The organism is Gordonia sp. HS-NH1 (assembly GCF_001418765.1).
In the GTDB taxonomy this organism is placed as follows: Bacteria; Actinomycetota; Actinomycetes; order Mycobacteriales; family Mycobacteriaceae; genus Gordonia.
Window position 1 is genome coordinate 1 of sequence record NZ_LIYC01000022.1, and the last position, 17127, is coordinate 17127.

16 protein-coding genes are annotated in these 17127 nt (G+C 68.0%); 8 read left to right on the forward strand and 8 right to left on the reverse strand.

The window, feature by feature from the left end; genetic code table 11:
* A partial coding sequence (locus AMD30_RS15300; protein WP_156354269.1) for a DUF222 domain-containing protein occupies nucleotides 1–304 on the reverse strand: 304 nt, incomplete at its 3' end.
* Nucleotides 305–445: 141 nt separating this feature from the next.
* Entirely contained in the window at nucleotides 446–844 is a 399-nt protein-coding gene (locus tag AMD30_RS15305; RefSeq protein ID WP_055476246.1) for a winged helix-turn-helix transcriptional regulator, read from the reverse strand.
* Between the two features lie 97 nt (nucleotides 845–941).
* Here AMD30_RS15305 and AMD30_RS15310 point away from each other — a divergent pair, with 97 nt between their 5' ends.
* Both AMD30_RS15310 and AMD30_RS15315 read left to right on the forward strand, forming a co-directional pair.
* Nucleotides 942–1340, forward strand: a complete 399-nt coding sequence (locus AMD30_RS15310) for a hypothetical protein (protein WP_055476204.1) — start codon at nucleotides 942–944, stop codon at nucleotides 1338–1340.
* 158 nt (nucleotides 1341–1498) lie between these two features.
* Entirely contained in the window at nucleotides 1499–1906 is a 408-nt protein-coding gene (locus AMD30_RS15315) for an STAS domain-containing protein (protein ID WP_055476205.1), read from the forward strand.
* Nucleotides 1907–1919: 13 nt separating this feature from the next.
* Here AMD30_RS15315 and AMD30_RS15320 read toward each other — a convergent pair whose 3' ends face one another.
* Entirely contained in the window at nucleotides 1920–2684 is a 765-nt protein-coding gene (locus AMD30_RS15320) for an alpha/beta fold hydrolase (RefSeq protein ID WP_055476206.1), read from the reverse strand.
* Between the two features lie 97 nt (nucleotides 2685–2781).
* Here AMD30_RS15320 and AMD30_RS15325 point away from each other — a divergent pair, with 97 nt between their 5' ends.
* On the forward strand, nucleotides 2782–3396 hold the full coding sequence (locus tag AMD30_RS15325) for a TIGR03086 family metal-binding protein (RefSeq protein ID WP_055476207.1): 615 nt from the start codon (nucleotides 2782–2784) through the stop codon (nucleotides 3394–3396).
* Here the strand turns inward: AMD30_RS15325 and AMD30_RS15330 are convergent.
* Together AMD30_RS15330 and AMD30_RS15335 are read right to left on the reverse strand one after the other, a co-directional pair.
* Nucleotides 3393–4115 carry an aspartate/glutamate racemase family protein gene (locus tag AMD30_RS15330; protein ID WP_014925721.1) on the reverse strand — a complete coding sequence of 241 codons (723 nt, stop codon included), beginning with the start codon at nucleotides 4113–4115 and terminating at the stop codon, nucleotides 3393–3395. The two genes, AMD30_RS15325 and AMD30_RS15330, sit on opposite strands and share 4 nt — an antisense overlap.
* Before the next feature lie 21 nt (nucleotides 4116–4136).
* On the reverse strand, nucleotides 4137–5648 hold the full coding sequence (locus tag AMD30_RS15335) for an NCS1 family nucleobase:cation symporter-1 (RefSeq protein ID WP_010844166.1): 1512 nt from the start codon (nucleotides 5646–5648) through the stop codon (nucleotides 4137–4139).
* 247 nt (nucleotides 5649–5895) lie between these two features.
* Between AMD30_RS15335 and allB the strand changes: the two genes are divergently transcribed.
* From allB to AMD30_RS15355, 4 genes are read left to right on the forward strand one after another with little or no spacing between them, the layout of a single operon-like run.
* Nucleotides 5896–7269 carry an allantoinase AllB gene (gene allB, locus AMD30_RS15340; RefSeq protein WP_055476208.1) on the forward strand — a complete coding sequence of 458 codons (1374 nt, stop codon included), beginning with the start codon at nucleotides 5896–5898 and terminating at the stop codon, nucleotides 7267–7269.
* A gap of 52 nt (nucleotides 7270–7321) precedes the next feature.
* Nucleotides 7322–9670 carry a helicase-associated domain-containing protein gene (locus AMD30_RS15345; protein WP_055476209.1) on the forward strand — a complete coding sequence of 783 codons (2349 nt, stop codon included), beginning with the start codon at nucleotides 7322–7324 and terminating at the stop codon, nucleotides 9668–9670.
* 55 nt (nucleotides 9671–9725) lie between these two features.
* Nucleotides 9726–10658 (forward strand): oxygenase MpaB family protein, encoded by a 933-nt coding sequence (locus AMD30_RS15350; protein ID WP_010844163.1) that lies wholly within the window; start codon nucleotides 9726–9728, stop codon nucleotides 10656–10658.
* 55 nt (nucleotides 10659–10713) lie between these two features.
* A complete protein-coding gene (locus AMD30_RS15355; RefSeq protein WP_014925716.1) occupies nucleotides 10714–12384 on the forward strand; it encodes a DNA repair helicase XPB in 1671 nt (556 codons plus the stop codon).
* A gap of 12 nt (nucleotides 12385–12396) precedes the next feature.
* Here AMD30_RS15355 and AMD30_RS15360 read toward each other — a convergent pair whose 3' ends face one another.
* Nucleotides 12397–14064, reverse strand: coding sequence for a serine/threonine-protein kinase (locus AMD30_RS15360; RefSeq protein ID WP_055476210.1), 1668 nt, complete (start codon nucleotides 14062–14064; stop codon nucleotides 12397–12399).
* 131 nt (nucleotides 14065–14195) lie between these two features.
* Between AMD30_RS15360 and AMD30_RS15365 the strand changes: the two genes are divergently transcribed.
* On the forward strand, nucleotides 14196–15362 hold the full coding sequence (locus AMD30_RS15365) for a pyridoxal phosphate-dependent aminotransferase (RefSeq protein ID WP_055476247.1): 1167 nt from the start codon (nucleotides 14196–14198) through the stop codon (nucleotides 15360–15362).
* Nucleotides 15363–15385: 23 nt separating this feature from the next.
* On the opposite strand, the gene AMD30_RS15370 is transcribed toward AMD30_RS15365, so the two are convergent.
* On the reverse strand, nucleotides 15386–16369 hold the full coding sequence (locus AMD30_RS15370) for an LLM class F420-dependent oxidoreductase (protein WP_055476248.1): 984 nt from the start codon (nucleotides 16367–16369) through the stop codon (nucleotides 15386–15388).
* A 33-nt stretch (nucleotides 16370–16402) separates the two neighbouring features.
* Nucleotides 16403–17071 carry a GntR family transcriptional regulator gene (locus AMD30_RS15375; RefSeq protein ID WP_055476211.1) on the reverse strand — a complete coding sequence of 223 codons (669 nt, stop codon included), beginning with the start codon at nucleotides 17069–17071 and terminating at the stop codon, nucleotides 16403–16405.
* Nucleotides 17072–17127: the final 56 nt, after the last annotated feature.

Sequence of the window (17127 nt, forward strand, 5' to 3'; positions counted from 1 at the left end):
ACGCCCGCACCTTCGAATACGACAACCGACCTTCGCCAAAAGCCTTGCGGATCACCGGCAACTCTCGTATCGCCTTTGCGACTCTCAGGTACTCATGCGCCGTTCGCGGTGCAATGCCGGCCTTCCACGACAACCAATGCGCGAGTGAATGAATCCCCGGCCCCCGCCACGACTCCCGCTCATCCAATTCCCCCACCAGTTCAAGGAAACCCGCTGTCAGCACCGTGATCTGCGCGGCATACCCCAACACCCTCGCCTCGAGAACCTCATCAGACAACGACCCGGGATCCGCACCGTCGAACATCGACGCAACGTCCCCAAGAGAACGAAAGCACTGACCCCCAACGCAACCCCCAGATCCGACCGACAGGAACAGGAGAAATGTATCGTCCAGCACCGACAATGCTCAGGCCTCAACCCGAGGTCACGAGTGTTCCGCGGAACACTACAGCGCCGGCGCCAAGCTCCCCTGCCGAGCGACTTTCGGTTCGATGACCTCGGTCGCGTAGTTCTTCCCCCACTCGTTGAGTGCCGACACGAACGGGCCCAGCGCCTGCCCCTGTTCGGTGAGCGAGTACTCGACCCTGGGCGGGACCTCCGGGAAGGCGGTGCGCTGCACGATGCCGTCGCTCTCGAGTTCACGAAGCTGGCGGGTGAGCACTCGGGGCGTCACCGGACCGACCGCACGCCCCAGAGCGCCGTACCTCATCGGCCCCTCGAGGAGGTTCTTGACGATGGTCATCTTCCAGGAGCCGCCGAGAACGGCGACGCTCACTTCGACCGGACACACCTCGTAGGCACGTCGAACCGGGTCCCGCAGGGTGGGCTCGCCCTCACTGTCCATCGTCGACCTCCCGAAGGCTTTCTCGTGGACATTCTCGTCCATATGGACAATATTGTGCATACTACCGCCGATGCACGTAGTGCGTTAGACAGAAGTCATGCACAGTTCCGTCGATCGACGCGAGAGCGCTTCTGCAAACCGCGACTTCGCACGTTTCACGTCCCCGACAATCCGGGCGTGGCTGGGCTCGATCGCGGTCCTGGCGACGCCGGCGACCGCCTCCCTGTACGGCCTCGGCACTGTGCCCGGGTGGGTCGGGACGGGCTGCGCCGGAGCGGTCCTGACGCTCACCCATCTCGGGCTGCAGTGCCAGGCCGCGATACTCGTCTTGCGGGACGGTCGATGGCTCCCGGCCGTGCTGGCCGCGGCACTCTGCGCCACGACGCTGACCGCGCTCTATCTGTTGGCGTTCCAGCACGCCGCGGGGTGGTATCTGCTGCTCATCGGTGTGGTGGCGGTGGCCGCGTACTCCGCCACCGTCGGCCCGCGCGCATGAGGCTTCCCCGTGGCAATCCGTATCGCCTACCGCGCCGAACGTCATACCGAGAGACACACCGAAGGCACCGGCGAAGCCAACTGCCGTAGCCGCACAGGCGAATCTCGATGCGCTGCCATCTCACCGATGGGCGATGTCGAGCGGACAGGGAGCGCTACATGAAGGCAGACAGGTTCGAACCGGTGGTCGTCGACGATGACCACGACGCCTCCTCAGCAGGTCGCGCACTGGCGGTGATCTCCACGAAGCGCGATCAGCTCGTCATCCTGACCTCTCACGGCAGCATCGATCTGCTCACCGTTCCGCGGTTGGGCGCAGCCGTTCTGGAAGCGGTGAGCGAGCAACCCCGCGGACTGATCATCGATCTCACCGCCACCGACTTCCTCGCATCCTCCGGCATCGCTGCGCTCCTCGCCGCGCGCGCGGCCGTCACCCCGAGCGGCCGGTTCGGCGTCGTTGCCGAACATCCCGCGGTCACGCGGCCATTGCGGCTGTCCGGGCTCGATCAGACACTCGGCCTCTACCCCTCGATGGCGGACGCCTTCACGGCGATGACCCAGGACTGACAAGGCGTCGCGCTCACTCCTCACTCAAGAACTGCACGATCACCGCATTCACCGCCTGAGGCGCCTCGATCGGGATGAGGTGCGTCCCGGGGATCACGGCCAACCGGGCTCCCGGTATGGCGGCGGCGACGTCGCGGCTGTGCTCGAGAGTCACCTCGTCTCGATCGCCCTGCATCACCAGCGTCGGTGCGGTGATCGCCGCCAGATCGCCGAGATCGATCTCGGGCTCGGAGTTGATCATCGCCATCGTCTTGTCGAACACGACCTGGAAATGGTCCGCCCCGTCCGGGGATTCGGACGCGTACTCCGCCGCGAAGAAACCCATCAGCTCGTCGTCGGCGGTGTCGAGTGCATCGAGAATGCCACCGACGGCACGCCCTGAACTGTTGTAGTACTGACCGATCAGGACCAGATGACGGACCAGATCGGGCCGGCGCAGCGCCACCAGCACGCCGACGACCGCACCATCACTCCACCCGACGATCTCGGCGGGGCCGTCGACGACCTCGTCGAGATACGCGATCGTCTCCTCGGCCATGTCCGCATAGTGGAACTCGTCCATCACGTCCGGGCTGTGGCCATGGCCGTGCCGCTCCGGAGAGAACACCTTCCACCCCGCCTCGACGAGGGCAGGTACCTGCCCGCCCCACGACGACGCGCCGGAGAAGGCGCCGTGCAGCAGGACGACGGGTCGACCGTCCCCCTGGATCTCATGCCAGACACGGGTTTTCGGCTGTGGATGACTGATGGTCGTGTACTCGCGAATCGGAGAGGTCACCCGGTCAGAGTACGGGCACATCCGGTGCGCCACCGATGAGAAACCGGCGTCGGGCGGGTCAGCCCCGATGAGTGCTCACACCACGAGAGGGAGTCCCATGCCCACCGACACCACCCAGTCGCGATCGATATCGGCGGCCGCCGATCACATGCTTGCAATGACCGCCACGATCGCCGACACCGATCTGGACCGCCCGACACCATGTCTCGGCATGGACCTCGCCGCGCTGCTGGCCCATGTCGACGGCCTGTCGCAGGCGTTCGCGGCCGCGGCGCGCAAGGACTTCGGCCCGTTGACCTCCACGCCGCCGGATCCGGCCCAGAACCGGAGCCACCTGCCGGCGGAGTGGCGAGACGACCTGCGCCATCACGTGCACGACCTCGCGAAGTCATGGGACGACCCGGACGCCTGGGAGGGCATGACCCAGGCCGGCGGCGTCGAATTGCCCGCCGAGATCATGGGACGGGTCGCCCTGTCGGAACTGGTGCTACACGGCTGGGACGTCGCACACGCCGCGGGCGTCCGGTTCGACGTCCCCGATGAGATCCTCCAGGTCGTCTTCGACCTCCACCACCCGCCCCAGCCGCAGGACGAGCGCGAGGGCATGTTCGGACCGGTGGTCGAGGTGCCCGACGACGCACCGCTCGTCGACCGGCTCGCCGGCCTGACCGGCCGGGATCCGCGGTGGCCGCAGGAAACTCCGCAGCGCTAGCGGTTGAACGGCCAGCCGGTGATCTTCTTCTCCCGCGGCGGGGCGTAGGTCCGGACCTTCGACGTCGAGAGTCCCATCCGGACAAGCCCTTCGGCGATGGTGACGGCCGACCGGACGCCGTCGACGATCGGGACCCCGGTTGCCTCGCGGACCTGCTCCTCGAGCCCTGCCATCCCGCCACACCCGAGGCAGATCACCTCGGCGTGGTCGTCGACGACGGCACGGGTGGACTGTTCCACGATCGCCTTGACCGCCCTGTCGGGGTCCGACTCGAGTTCCAGCACACCGAGTCCCGACGCCCGGACCGAGGCGCAGCGCTGGTCGAGGCCGGCGAGCTTGAGCCGGTCCTCGATGAGTGGGACCGTCCGGTCCAGCGTCGTCACGACCGAGAACCGGTGTCCCAGGTACATCGCCGTCGACGCCGCGGCTTCGGTGATGTCGACGACGGGGACCTCGAGGAGTTCCTGTAGTCCTTCCCGGCCGTGTTCGCCGTAGCCCGCCTGGATCACGGCGTCATACGGGTCGGGATAGGCGAGGACCGCGTCCATCACGGCGAGGGCGGCGAGGTAGGACTCGAAGTTGCCCTCGCACGAGTCGGCACCGAAACGCGGTGTGATGCCGACGATCTCGGTCCCCGGCGAGGCGACCGAACGCGCCGAGTCGGCAATGGCCTCGGTCATCGACACGGTCGTGTTGACGTTGGCGACGAGGATGCGCACGGTGATGTCCTCCTTCAGCGATCAGTGGGTGCTGGCGACGGAGATCGGCTCCCCCGACACCTCGGCGAACGGTCCACGACGGTCGGCGACCGCCAGGTAGACGACCGCGCCGAGACCGGCGCCGATGAACCAGGAGAACTCCGAGACCACCTCGAAGGCCGGAACAAAGGCCATCACCAGGGCGATGGCGGCGGTCGGTACCAGTGCGGCGATCGCCCGCGGATTCACACCGTTGCGGTAATGGTAGGCGCCGTCCGGCGCTTCGGTGAACAACGCGGGCACGTCGATCCGCGAGCGGCGGACGAGCCAGTAGTCGGCCATCACGATGCCGAACAGCGGGCCGAGCAGTGCCCCGAGTCCGCCGAGGAAGTAGTTGATCACCGCGGGTGAGTTGTAGAGGTTCCACGGCAGGATGACCAGTCCGATGATCGCGGCGACGAGCGCTGCGCGCCGGAAGTCGAGATGACGCGGGAACAGATTGGACAGCGCGTAGATCGGCGCGACGAAGTTGGCCATGAGGTTCACCGCGACGGTGAGGATCAGCAGGGCCAGGCAGGCCAGCACCAACAGGAAGGTGTTGGGGACGGTCTGGACGATGTCCGACGGCGACTCGATGACCGTGCCGTTGATCCGGAACTGCGCACCGGCCAGGACGATCACGATGCCGCCGAAGAGCAGCATGTTGAGCGGGATACCCCAGAAGTTGCCGCGCACGATGGCTTTTCGCGATTCCGCGTTGCGCGTGAAATCGCAGAAGTTGAGGACGAAGGTGCCGTAGATCGCGACCCAGAGGCTGGCTCCGCCGATGATCTGGAGCCACATGTCCACACCGGTCAGTGAGTCGGGCGTCGACCACGCGATGGTCCAGTCGGCGTTGCCGAGCATCCAGATGGCCAGCGCCACCATCGTGATCAGGATGACCGGGCCGGCGAAGGCCTCGTAGCGACGGATCATCTCCATGCCGTAGCTGACGATGATCACCTGGATCACCCACAGCGACACGAAGGAGATCCAGCCCAGGGTCGAGAGCCCGAGGAAGCGGTTGGTGTCCAGGTCGGCGGCCCCTGGGAACAGTGCGACGAGCATGATCCGGAGCACGACGGACGCGAGGTAGGTCTGGATGCCGAACCATGCGATCGCCACACCGCCACGGATGAGGGCGGGGATCTGGGCTCCGCGGATGCCGAACGAGATGCGGCTCATGACCGGGAAGGGCACGCCGGTCTTCTCGCCCATGAACCCGGAGAGATTCAGCAGCAGGAAGAGGAAGACGCCGCCCAGTACGAGCGCCGTCAGGATCTGCCACCCGCCGAGCCCGAGCGCGAAGAGTCCGATGGCGAAGGCGTAGTTGCCGAGGCTGTGGACGTCGTTGGCCCACAGGGTGAAGATGTTGTAGCTGCTCCAGCGACGGCCGACGCGGCTCGTGGGCGCCAGGTCGTCGTTGTAGAGCTTCGGGCTCAACCCGTCCGGGACGGCTCCGGTGGCACCGGAGGCGTTCTCACCGACGGGAATTGTGTGCTGCTCAGTGCTCATCTCTGCACTTTCGGTCGGACGGTCGACGATGACCGCGCTCCTACACTCGCGGAGTTCCGTGATGTGGAATGAAGATTCCGCGTTCGAGACAGTTAGCCTGACGATCGAGGGCGTTGTCAATAGCACGACACTGCGCTACTCGCGAGTTGAGTTCCGAAATGACAGCAGTTCATTCCATGATGAGGAATAACCTGGGTTAGTCTCTGGATCGACCCAGGATACGGCGACCAGCAAGGAGTCCCGCCCCATGACCGCAGCACCCGATGCCCCGGCCCCCTTCCCAGACACACCGTTCGACCTGGTCGTGCGGGGTGAGCAGACGCTGACCACGGCCGGCATCGTGGCCCGCGAGATCGGGATCCGCGACGGTCGGGTCGTCGCCATCGAGCCGCTCGGAAGCGGACTCGTGGGCACCGAGATCGTCGAGCTGGCCGACGATCAGGTGATGATCCCTGGGCTGGTGGACACACACGTGCACGTCAACGAGCCCGGCCGCACCGAGTGGGAGGGTTTCGACTCGGCCACCCGCGCGGCCGCCGCCGGCGGCGTCACCACCCTCATCGACATGCCGCTCAACTCGATCCCGCCGACGGTCAACGTCGACGCCCTGGCCGAGAAGCGCGCTGCCGCGCAGGGGAAGACCCACATCGACGTAGGCTTCTGGGGTGGGGCCATCCCCGGCAACGAGAAAGACCTGCGCGGCCTGCACGACGCGGGTGTGTTCGGGTTCAAGTGCTTCCTCCTGCACTCCGGAGTGGACGAGTTCCCGCACCTGACGGCCGACGAGATGGAAGCCGACATGGCCACGCTCGCCGAGTTCGACTCGCTGATGATCGTCCACGCCGAGGATTCCCGGGCCATCGACAAGGCACCGTCACCCGAAGGTGACGAGTACCAGCGATTCCTCGCATCGCGGCCGCGCGGCGCCGAGAATCTCGCGATCGCCGAAGTGATCGAGCGCGCACGCTGGACCGGGGTCCGCGCCCACGTGCTCCACCTGTCGTCCTCGGATGCCCTGCCGATGCTCGCCAGCGCGAAGCGCGACGGTGTGAAGATCACCGTCGAGACCTGCCCGCACTACCTGACCCTGCTCGCCGAGGAGGTGCCCAACGGCGCGACGGCCTTCAAGTGCTGCCCGCCGATCCGCGAGGCCGGCAACCGCGAACTGCTGTGGGAGGGACTGCTCGACGGCACGATCGACTGCATCGTCTCCGACCACTCGCCGTCGACCGTCGATCTCAAGGATCCCGAGAACGGCGACTTCGGGGTTGCGTGGGGTGGAGTGGCGTCGTTGCAGCTCGGACTGTCGCTCATCTGGTCGGAGGCCAAGAAGCGCGGCATCGACCTGCCGCAGGTGATCGAGTGGATGGCGTCGCGGCCGGCGGATCTCGCCGGTTTGCCGACCAAGGGTCGCATCGCTCTCGGGTGCGACGCCGACTTCGCGATCTTCGAGCCGGAATCCGCGCAGATCGTCGACGTCAACCGGCTCCACCACAAGAACCCGGTCAGCCCGTACGACGGTCGGGCACTCGCCGGCGTGGTCAAGGGAACCTGGGTGCGCGGTCAGCAGGTGGACTTCGAGACCGCCCGCGGGCGGATGCTCCGCCGCGGCGACGTCTGACCTCCCCCCTGCTGCCTGAGCCCCGTCGAAGGCCGCCGGTAAGCTCGATCGAATGAGTTCGGATGACCAGCACACCGGCCTGGCCGATGAGTTGGCCGCGCGTTCCGACGACGCGCTGACCGAGCTCCTCCTCGAACGCCCCGACCTCGCCTCGCCGACGCCGTCGGGCACCCGCGTGCTCGCCCAGCGGGCGTTGTCGGCGGCGTCGCTGTCCCTGGCGGGCGAGGACCTCGACGTTCTCGCGGTCGCGGTGCTCGAGGAGATCATCGCCCGCCACAGCCGCAGTATCGGGAAGGCCAGACGCCCGTCGGTCGCGACGGTGGTCAAGGCCCTGTCCGGGCGTGCCGATGCCGACGCCGTCCGCGCCCGCATCGATCTCCTCCGGCGCCGCGCGATTCTCTGGGGTGAGGACGCCGCCCTGCACTCGGGCGAGCACGTCGCATCCGCGATGCCCTGGAAAGGCAGGCATCTCACCGGACCTCTCGTCGGCCGTTCCGGCGAGGAGATCGCCGAGATGATCGCCGGTCTCGACGAGCGTCCGCTCGGCCTGCTGCAGACCCTCGCACGCGGACCGGCCCTCGGCCGGAGTCGCGACGCGGCACCCGACGCCGACCCGGAGTCCCCGGTCGCGCGCCTCATCTCGTCGGGACTGCTGGCCCGCGTCGACGACCAGACGGTCGAGCTTCCGCCGATGGTGGGCGCCGTCCTCCGTGACGAACCCGCTTGGCGCACCGATGTTCTCACGCCACCGCCGCTGCACGATCCCGGTGCGAAGCCGCGTTTCGGGGCCAAGGCGGTCGACGCTGCGGCCGGCGGCGAGGCACTCGAGCTCATCCGTCACCTCACCCAGTTGATCACGATCCTCGGGGCGACGCCGGCGGCGGTGCTGCGTTCCGGCGCTCTCGGCGTCCGCGAATTGCGACGCCTGGCAAAGCTGACCGGTCTCGAGACGCAGCGGGTCGCGTTCCTGATCGAACTCGCCGCCTACCTGCGGCTCATCGACGCAGGCTTCCCGGAACCCGCGCCGCCCAACGATTCCGGTGAGCAGTCGTTCGCGCCCACCTCCACCGCCGACACCTGGCTGCACCAGCCGCGGGAGCGTCAGTGGCTCGCACTGGCCGATGCGTGGATGCACATGCCGCGCCGAGCCTGGCAGGTCGGCGAACCCGACCGGGACGGCAACGCGCTGCCCACCCTGGCCGCCGACCTGCACGACGCCTACGCGCCGGTGCAGCGGCAGCTGATCCTGTCCACACTCGCCCACGCGGGTACCGCGGTGGGCGTGCCGGCCGACACCGTCCTCGCCAACCTCCACTGGCACCGCCCCCGCCAGATCCGCCGTTTCAGTCGCCGCGTCGTCGGTGAGACACTGCGTGAGGCAAGGGAGTTGGGCCTTGTCGCGCACGATGCCCTGACCACGGTCGGCCGCGCGTACACCGTCGAGGAATCGCCGGACTCCGACCCCGCCGACGTCGATGCCGCGGTGCTCGCCGCGATGCGCAAGGCTCTGCCCGAGCCGGTGGACCACTTCCTGACGCAGGCCGATCTGACGTTGACCGTCCCCGGCCCGATGACGTCGGAACTCGCCGAACAGGTCGAGCTCGTCGCCGACCTCGAGTCCGGCGGTGCGGCGTCGGTCTACCGGGTCTCGCCGGAGAGCGTGCGCCGGGCCCTGGACGCGGGCCGCAGCAGCAACGAACTGCTGTCGATGTTCACGACGCACTCGAGAACCCCGGTGCCACAGTCGCTCACGTATCTCATCGAGGACGTCGCCCGCAGACACGGCCAGTTGCGCGTGGGCGTGGCGTCGGCGTTCATCCGTTGCGAGGATCCGACGGTGCTGGCCGCGGTGTTGCGCAGTGCGGCCGCCGAGCCACTCGCTCTACGCGCACTGGCGCCGACGGTGGCGGTCTCGCCGTCGGAGGTCCGTGACGTCATCGACCAGTTGCGGGCGGCGGGATTCGCTCCGGCAGGCGAGGATTCGTCGGGCGCCCTGGTCGATCTGCGCGAGCGGGGCAGCCGGGTCACGGTGTCGCGGGCGCGGCGTCAGAGCCAACCGCGACGCAACGCGCCGTCGGAGGCGCAGCTGCGGTCGGTGGTCACCCGCATCCGCTCGACCGACCGCGCGGCGGCGGCGACCCCGGTTCGCGGCGCGGCCTCGACGACCCCGGTCCGGGCCACGGGCGGGGGCGAATCCGCCACCGCGCTCATACAGCTCGCCCTGCGCGCCAACCGCAGGCTGCGCGTGGGGTACGTCGACGCGCAGGGTTCGGCGAGCCGGCACGTGGTGACGCCGAAGATCCTCGGCGCGGGCCAGCTGGTGGCCGTCGAGGAGGGCAGCGACGACGAGCAGCGATTCTCGCTGCACCGGCTCACCAGTGTCGAGCTCCTCGACGCCTGAATCCGGCCGATAGAGACGTCCTGTGACAGACGTCTCATCCTTGGTAAGCTCGGGTATGACCGCGGCACGCGACCTCCCCGCAGGTGACCATCTCGACGGCTCTGTCGCCGACACCTATCAGCACGACCTCGTCACCCGGATGAAACCCTCGCGCAAGCGTCCCCGGGTGACGCGACCGGCCGATCTGGTCACCGCCATCGGGCCATCGCTCGCCGGCGCCAACGTGATCATGCAGCTGGCCAACCCGAAGGTCGGTTACGGCGTCCACGAGAGCCGGGTGCCGTCGGGCAACGCGATCAAGCGGCCCATCAAACGCGGGCGGACCACCGGGACGTTCCTCGCCGTCGCACTGATGGGCACCGACGACGACAAGGCCTACATCCACGACGCCGTCGGTCGCGTCCACGACCAGGTGTACTCGACCGCGACGAGTCCCGTGCGCTACAGCGGGAACGACTCGCGTCTGCAGCTGTGGGTCGCGGTGTGCCTGCTCAAATACTTCATCGACCAGTACGAACTGCTCTACGGCCCCTTGAGTGCCGAGGAGAAGGAGATGGTGCTCACCCAGGCGCACCCGCTGGGCACCGCACTCAACGTGCCCCGCGAGAGATGGCCGGCGACCTACGACGACCTCCTCGTCTACTGGAACGCCGAACTGGCCTCGCTGCGGATCGACGACCCGGTCCGGGACGAGCTGCGCAGCCTCGCCGACCTGTCGTTCCTGGAGTACCGCGTGGGCCCGCTCGGCACGCTCGCTCACATCACGCTCGGATCGTCGCTCGCCTACGCGATCAAGGCCGGTCTCCCGCCGGAGTTCCGCGAGATGATGCGGTGGCGGTGGACCGAACGCGACGAGCGCCGGTACCAGCGGGCGCTCGCCGGATTCCGTCTCGTGGACCCCCTGGTGGCGCCCGTGCTGCGCGGGATCTTCCGGCTCAACCTGGTGGACCTGCGGATTCGACGCAAGCTCGGAATCCCCGTGTTCTGACCCACATCGTGCCCCGTCGCTGACAACCGTCGGTGCTTTCTGGACAATGGACCGGGTGACCGACGGACCCCTGATCGTGCAATCCGACAAGACGCTGCTGCTCGAGGTGGATCACCCCGACGCCGCGGCGGCCCGCGCGGCGATCGCACCCTTTGCCGAACTCGAACGTGCCCCCGAGCACGTCCACACCTACCGGGTCACCCCGCTCGCGCTGTGGAACGCCCGCGCCGCAGGTCACGACGCCGAACAGGTCGTCGACGCCCTCGTGACGTACTCGCGCTACGCGGTGCCCCAGCCGCTGCTGATGGACGTCGTGGACACCATGGGGCGGTTCGGCCGGCTCCAGCTGGTGAAGCACCCGGCGCACGGCCTCACCCTCGTCAGCTTCGACCAGGCTGTCCTGATCGAGGTGATGCGCAACAAGAAGGTGGCACCGATGCTGGGCGCGCGCATCGACGACGACACCGTCATCGTGCATCCGTCGGAGCGTGGTCGCCTCAAGCAGGTGCTGCTGAAGGTGGGGTGGCCCGCCGAGGACCTGGCCGGGTACGTCGACGGCGAGGCGCACGCCATCGAGCTCGCCCAGGACGACTGGCAACTGCGCGATTACCAGGAGATGGCTGCCGACTCGTTCTGGGCCGGCGGCTCCGGCGTGGTGGTTCTCCCCTGCGGGGCGGGCAAGACGATGGTCGGCGCCGCGGCGATGGCCAAGGCCGGCGCGACGACGCTGATCCTGGTGACCAACACGGTCGCCGGGCGGCAGTGGAAACGCGAACTGATCGCGCGGACGACGCTCACCGAGGAAGAGATCGGCGAGTACTCGGGCGAGCGCAAGGAAATCCGACCGGTCACGATCGCGACGTATCAGGTGATGACGCGGAAGTCGAAGGGCGAGTACCGCAATCTCGACCTGTTCGATTCGCGCGACTGGGGCCTGATCATCTACGACGAGGTCCACCTGCTCCCCGCTCCCGTCTTCCGGATGACGGCCGACCTGCAGTCGCGCCGTCGACTCGGTCTCACCGCGACCCTGGTCCGCGAGGACGGCCGTGAGGGCGACGTCTTCAGCCTCATCGGTCCCAAGCGCTACGACGCACCGTGGAAGGACATCGAGGCGCAGGGCTGGATCGCCCCGGCCGACTGCGTCGAGGTGCGCGTGACCCTGACCGACGAGGAGCGTCTGCAGTACGCGGTCGCCGAGCCCGAGGAGAAGTACAAGCTCTGCTCGACGGCCCACACCAAGGTCAACGTGGTCAAGGCGATCCTCGACAAGCACCAGGGCCAGCAGACCCTGATCATCGGTGCCTACATCGATCAGTTGGAAGAGCTCGGTCGCGAGCTCGACTCTCCGGTGATCCAGGGTTCGACCAAGAACAAGGAACGCGAGGTGCTGTTCGACCGGTTCCGTTCCGGCGAGTTGCAGACCCTCGTGGTGTCGAAGGTGGCGAACTTCTCCATCGACCTCCCCGAGGCGTCGGTCGCGGTGCAGGTGTCGGGGACCTTCGGCTCACGTCAGGAAGAGGCACAGCGCCTCGGCCGGCTGCTGCGTCCGAAACGCGATGGCGGACAGGCGCACTTCTACTCCGTGGTCTCCCGCGACACCCTCGACGCCGACTACGCGGCCCACCGCCAGCGGTTCCTCGCCGAGCAGGGTTACGCCTACCGCATCACCGACGCCGACGACCTCCTCGGCCCGACGATCGGTGACACGACGTCCGCGGACTGAGCCCCCCGCTCCTCACGTCTCGACGAGGCAGTACCCGATCGACTCCGGCTCGTAGAAGACCCATTTGGTCTCGTCGCCGGAGCAGGTCACCGAGGCGTCCGAGCGCGTGGTGACACGGGCGAGGACCGTCTGCGCCGTCGCGGCGCTCGCGCACGGGGCTTCCCGATAGTCGGCGAGGGAACCACCCGAGAGCGGCACCAGATAACAGAGGTCCTCGTAGAAATTCGGTGTGAGACAGAGCTTGTCGGTGCTGTCCGGGAAGGTGAGCGTCGAATTCTGCGGGCTCGCGCATGACGTCGACGAGGCGATCTTCGACGCGGTGTAGAAGTTGAGACCGGCTGAATCGCAGTCGACCTTCGAGGCGTTCACACTCGTCGCCGACCCGGAATCGGTGGCGATGCCGATGCATTCACCGACCTGCACGTCGCCTGGCCCGTTGACCGCCGAGGTCGAGGCGTCGGGCGTGCGGGGCGCCGAGGTGCCCGCAGCGGAGGTGGTGGTCTCCGGCCCGGCGGCCGTGGTGGATCGCGACGTCGAGGTGCCGCCCGCGGACGGCGCGCTCGACACCTGCGTCGCGACGTACACGACCCCGGCGGCGATCGCGAGGACGAGGATCGCCGCGAGCGAGCCCAGGGCGATCAGCAGCCCGGACCGCTTCTTCGGCGGGGGCGGCGCGAAGCCGGCCTGCGAGGGATACCCGCCGGGATACGTACCGGGCGGCGGGAGATGGTTCGAATACGGTTGCGGTCCAGGTGGATGGCTCGCCGGCGGTCCCGGAACCGGCACCGGCGGTGGCACGCGCGCCGGTGCACGCACCGTCGGCTCCTTGGACAGCTGCGGTGCCGTGAGCGCGCGTTCGAGGTCCGCGGCGAACTCGCGGCAGGACCCGTAGCGGCGGTCGGGCTCCTTCGCGAGCGCGCGACCGAACACCGCGTCGACGCTGCCCGAGATGCCCGGGCGCAGGGTCGACGGGCGCGGCGGCATCGACTGCAGGTGATGGGCGATGATCGACGCGGTGCTCGCACCCTGGAATGGCGGCCGGCCGGTCAGCAGTTCGAAGACGGTGGCGGCGAGGGCGTACTGGTCCGCCCGCGGGTCCACCGGATCGCCGAGCAGCTGCTCGGGGGCCGCGTAGGCGACGGTGCCGAGGAAGACGTTGGTCGAGGTGAGGTGACTGACGTCCTGTTCGGATTTGGCGATCCCGAAGTCCGCGAGCAACACTCGCGGCTCCGGGCCACCCACGCCCTGGAGCAGGATGTTGGCCGGCTTGACGTCGCGGTGCAGGAGTCCGGTTGCGTGCGCGCGGTCCAGCGCCGCGCCGACGGCACGCACGATGGCGATCACCGTCGGGGTGTCGAGCCCCTGCGGGTTCTGCCGGAGCAACTTGAGTGCATCGATTCCGTCGATGTACTCCATCGCGATCCACAGGTGGCCGTCGTACTCGCCGGAGTTGAAGATCGTCACGATCGCCGGGTGCACGACACTCGAGGCGTGCTCGGCTTCTTTGACGAAGCGCTGCCGGTACATCGGGTCACGGCTGAGATCGGCGGGCAGGACTTTCAGCGCCTCGTTGCGTGGCAGATGCGGGTGTCTCGCGAGATAGATCTCGCCCATCCCGCCGCGGCCGACGAGTCGGATGATGGTGTAGCCGGCGAAGTGCTCGCCGGGATTGCGCGGCATCGCTCCTCCTCATCCGTCGGCGACTGGGGTCAGTCTGTCACTCCGGCAGCACCCACCGCGACCCCGTCGAACCCGCAGTTCGGGACAGGTCCGGTGTCCTCGCAGAGTGCACCTGTGCCACTGTGGGATCCATGTCATTCGAGGACAGGACAACCCGCCGCCTGCGTCCGTTCGCCACGACGATCTTCGCCGAGATGTCGGCGCTGGCGGTCGCGCACGACGCCGTGAACCTCGGACAGGGCTTCCCGGACACCGACGGGCCGGCGTCGATGCTCGACGCCGCACGGAAGGCCATCACCGACGGGCGCAATCAGTATCCGCCGGGGATCGGGGTGCCGGAGTTGCGTGACGCCGTCGCGCGGCAGCAACACGACCTGTACGGCCTGGACTACGACCCGGACCGCGAGGTGCTGATCGCCGTCGGGGCCACCGAGGCGATCGCGGGCGCCGTCGTCGGGCTGGTGGAACCGGGCGACGAGGTCATCATGATCGAGCCGTACTACGACGCCTACGCCGCCACCGTCGCGATGGCCGGGGGTGTGCGGCGCGTCGTACCGCTGGTCCCCGACGGCGACGGTTTCCGCCTGGATCGGGATCGTCTCGCCGCGGCCTTCGGGCCGAAGACGTCGATGGTGCTGGTGAACAGCCCGCACAACCCGACGGGCACCGTCCTGTCGCCCGACGATCTCGCCGAGATCGCCCGGCTGTGCGTCGAACACGACGTGGTTGCCGTCACCGACGAGGTCTACGAACACCTCGTCTTCGACGGACGGACCCACACCCCGCTGGCGACGCTGCCGGGCATGCGTGAACGCACGCTGCGGATCTCCAGCGCCGCGAAGACCTTCAACTGCACCGGCTGGAAGGTCGGCTGGGTGAGCGGACCGCCCGAGCTCGTCGCCGCGGCACGAACGGCCAAGCAGTACATGTCCTACGTCGGCTCCGGACCGTTCCAGCCCGCGGTGGCGCACGCCCTGGACCACGAAATGGGTTGGGTACGCGAGTCCGCCCTGTCGCTGCAGGCCAAACGCGACCTGATCTCGACCGCCCTGACCGATGCGGGTTTCGCGGTACACCGGAGCGAGGCAACGTATTTCGTCTGCGCCGACCCACGGCCGCTCGGCGTCGACGACGGCATCGAATTCTGCCGATCGCTACCCGAACGCACCGGCGTCGCCGCGGTGCCGGTGAGTGTGTTCACCGACGACCGCGAGCCCTGGCACCATCTGCTCCGATTCGCCTTCGCCAAACGCGACGACGTGATCGCGGAGGCCGCCGAGCGGCTACGCCGACTCTGACTGCCGGCTGAGGTGCGAGACGCTCAGCGCAACGCCGGGATGACCCGCTCCTCGAACAGTTCGAGATCCTCGCGGTCGACGGCGATGTTCGGGAAGTAGCAGATCCCGTATGCCATACCGGCGTCGGCGAGGCCCCGCAGGTTCTCCGCGACCTGTTCGGGTGTGCCGACCGCGGGCATACCCCGGAATGCTCCGAGACTGCCGGCGGCGGCGTCGGGTCCGACGGTCTTGCTCAGCCGGGCTTCGAGGTCGGCGAGTTTGCGCTCCACGTCGGCCTCGGTCTCACCGAGCATGACGTTGTAGTTGGCCGACCGGGTGATCGACTCGAAGTCGCGTCCGAGATCGGCACAGTGCTGTTTCAGCACCTCCGATTTGTGCGAGAACCCTTCCGGGGTGCCGTCGAAGTTGGTGTAGTCGGCGTACTGCGCCGCGATCCGCAGGGTCTTCTTCTCCCCACCGCCGGCGATCCACAGCGGCAACCGTCCGGCCGTGGGCTGCGGGGCGCAGATGGCGTCGTCGACGGTGTAGTGCTTGCCGTCGAGGGTCGCCCGTCCGGTCTCCCAGGCCTGCTTCATGATCTGCACGCCCTCGTCGAGTCGCGCGAGGCGCTCACCCGCCGACGGGAATCCGTAACCGTATGCCCGCCACTCGTGTTCGTACCACCCGCCACCGATGCCCATCTGCACGCGACCGCCGGAGATCAGGTCGGCGGTGGCCGCGACCTTGGCCAGGTACATCGGGTTGCGATAACTCATCGCGGTGCACATCTGCCCGATCTCGACCCGACTGGTGGTGGCGGCGAGCGCCGCCACCAGGGTCCACGCCTCGTGGGTGGCCTCGTCGGTCGGCAGCGGCACGGTGTGGAAATGGTCGTAGACCCACACCGAGTCCCATCCGCCCGACTCGGCGCGGTCGGCAACCGACGACATCACCCCCCACTGGTCCGCGGGTTCCACACCCACGAGATCGAGACGCCAGCCCTGGGGAATGAAGAGTCCGAATCGCATGGCGTCCAACTTACGCGGGGACGTGATTGCGCATCAGATCGCAGTCGAGATGAGGTTGTCGGCAGCCCAGTTCAGATGTGCGACAACAGCGTCCCGCGCTCCGCCCGGGTCCCCGGCGGCAATGGCGTCGATGATGACGGCGTGACGGGCCACGTCCATGTTGCCCACGGCACGATCGGTGCCGGCGTACATGATCGACATGCGGATCGAACCCTCGAGGGAGGTCCACGAGTGCACGAGTGTGTCGTTGCCGGTGAGGCGACACAACGCGCGGTGGAAGTCGAGATCGGCTTCGATGCGATCGTCGAGCCGTTCGGTGCCGGCGCTCTCCATCCGCGACAGGGTGTCCCTCAGCTCGGCGACATGGCCGTCTCGTTCGGGCTGCGCGGCGAGTTCGGATGCGGCGAGGGATTCGAGGGCACCGCGCACGGCGAAGATGTCGCGGACCTCCTTCTGATCGAGGCTGCGCACCGAGAGCCGGCCACGCGCGCCCGACACCACGAGGCCCTCCTGTTGCAGCTGACGCAATGCCTCGCGCAGCGTTCCGCGGCTGATACCCAGACGTTCGGACAACTCGGTTTCGACGAGCGCACTGCGAGGGCGGAGCTCACCGCTGGTGATGGCGGTACGCAGGGCCGCGACGGCCTGCTCACGCAGGTTTGTCCGCTGCAGACCCAGCAGCGCGCCCTTCTGGTCCGCCATGCCCGTCCTCCTGTCGACACCAACGATGTTGACTGCTGTTTGTTGACAAGAGTCTA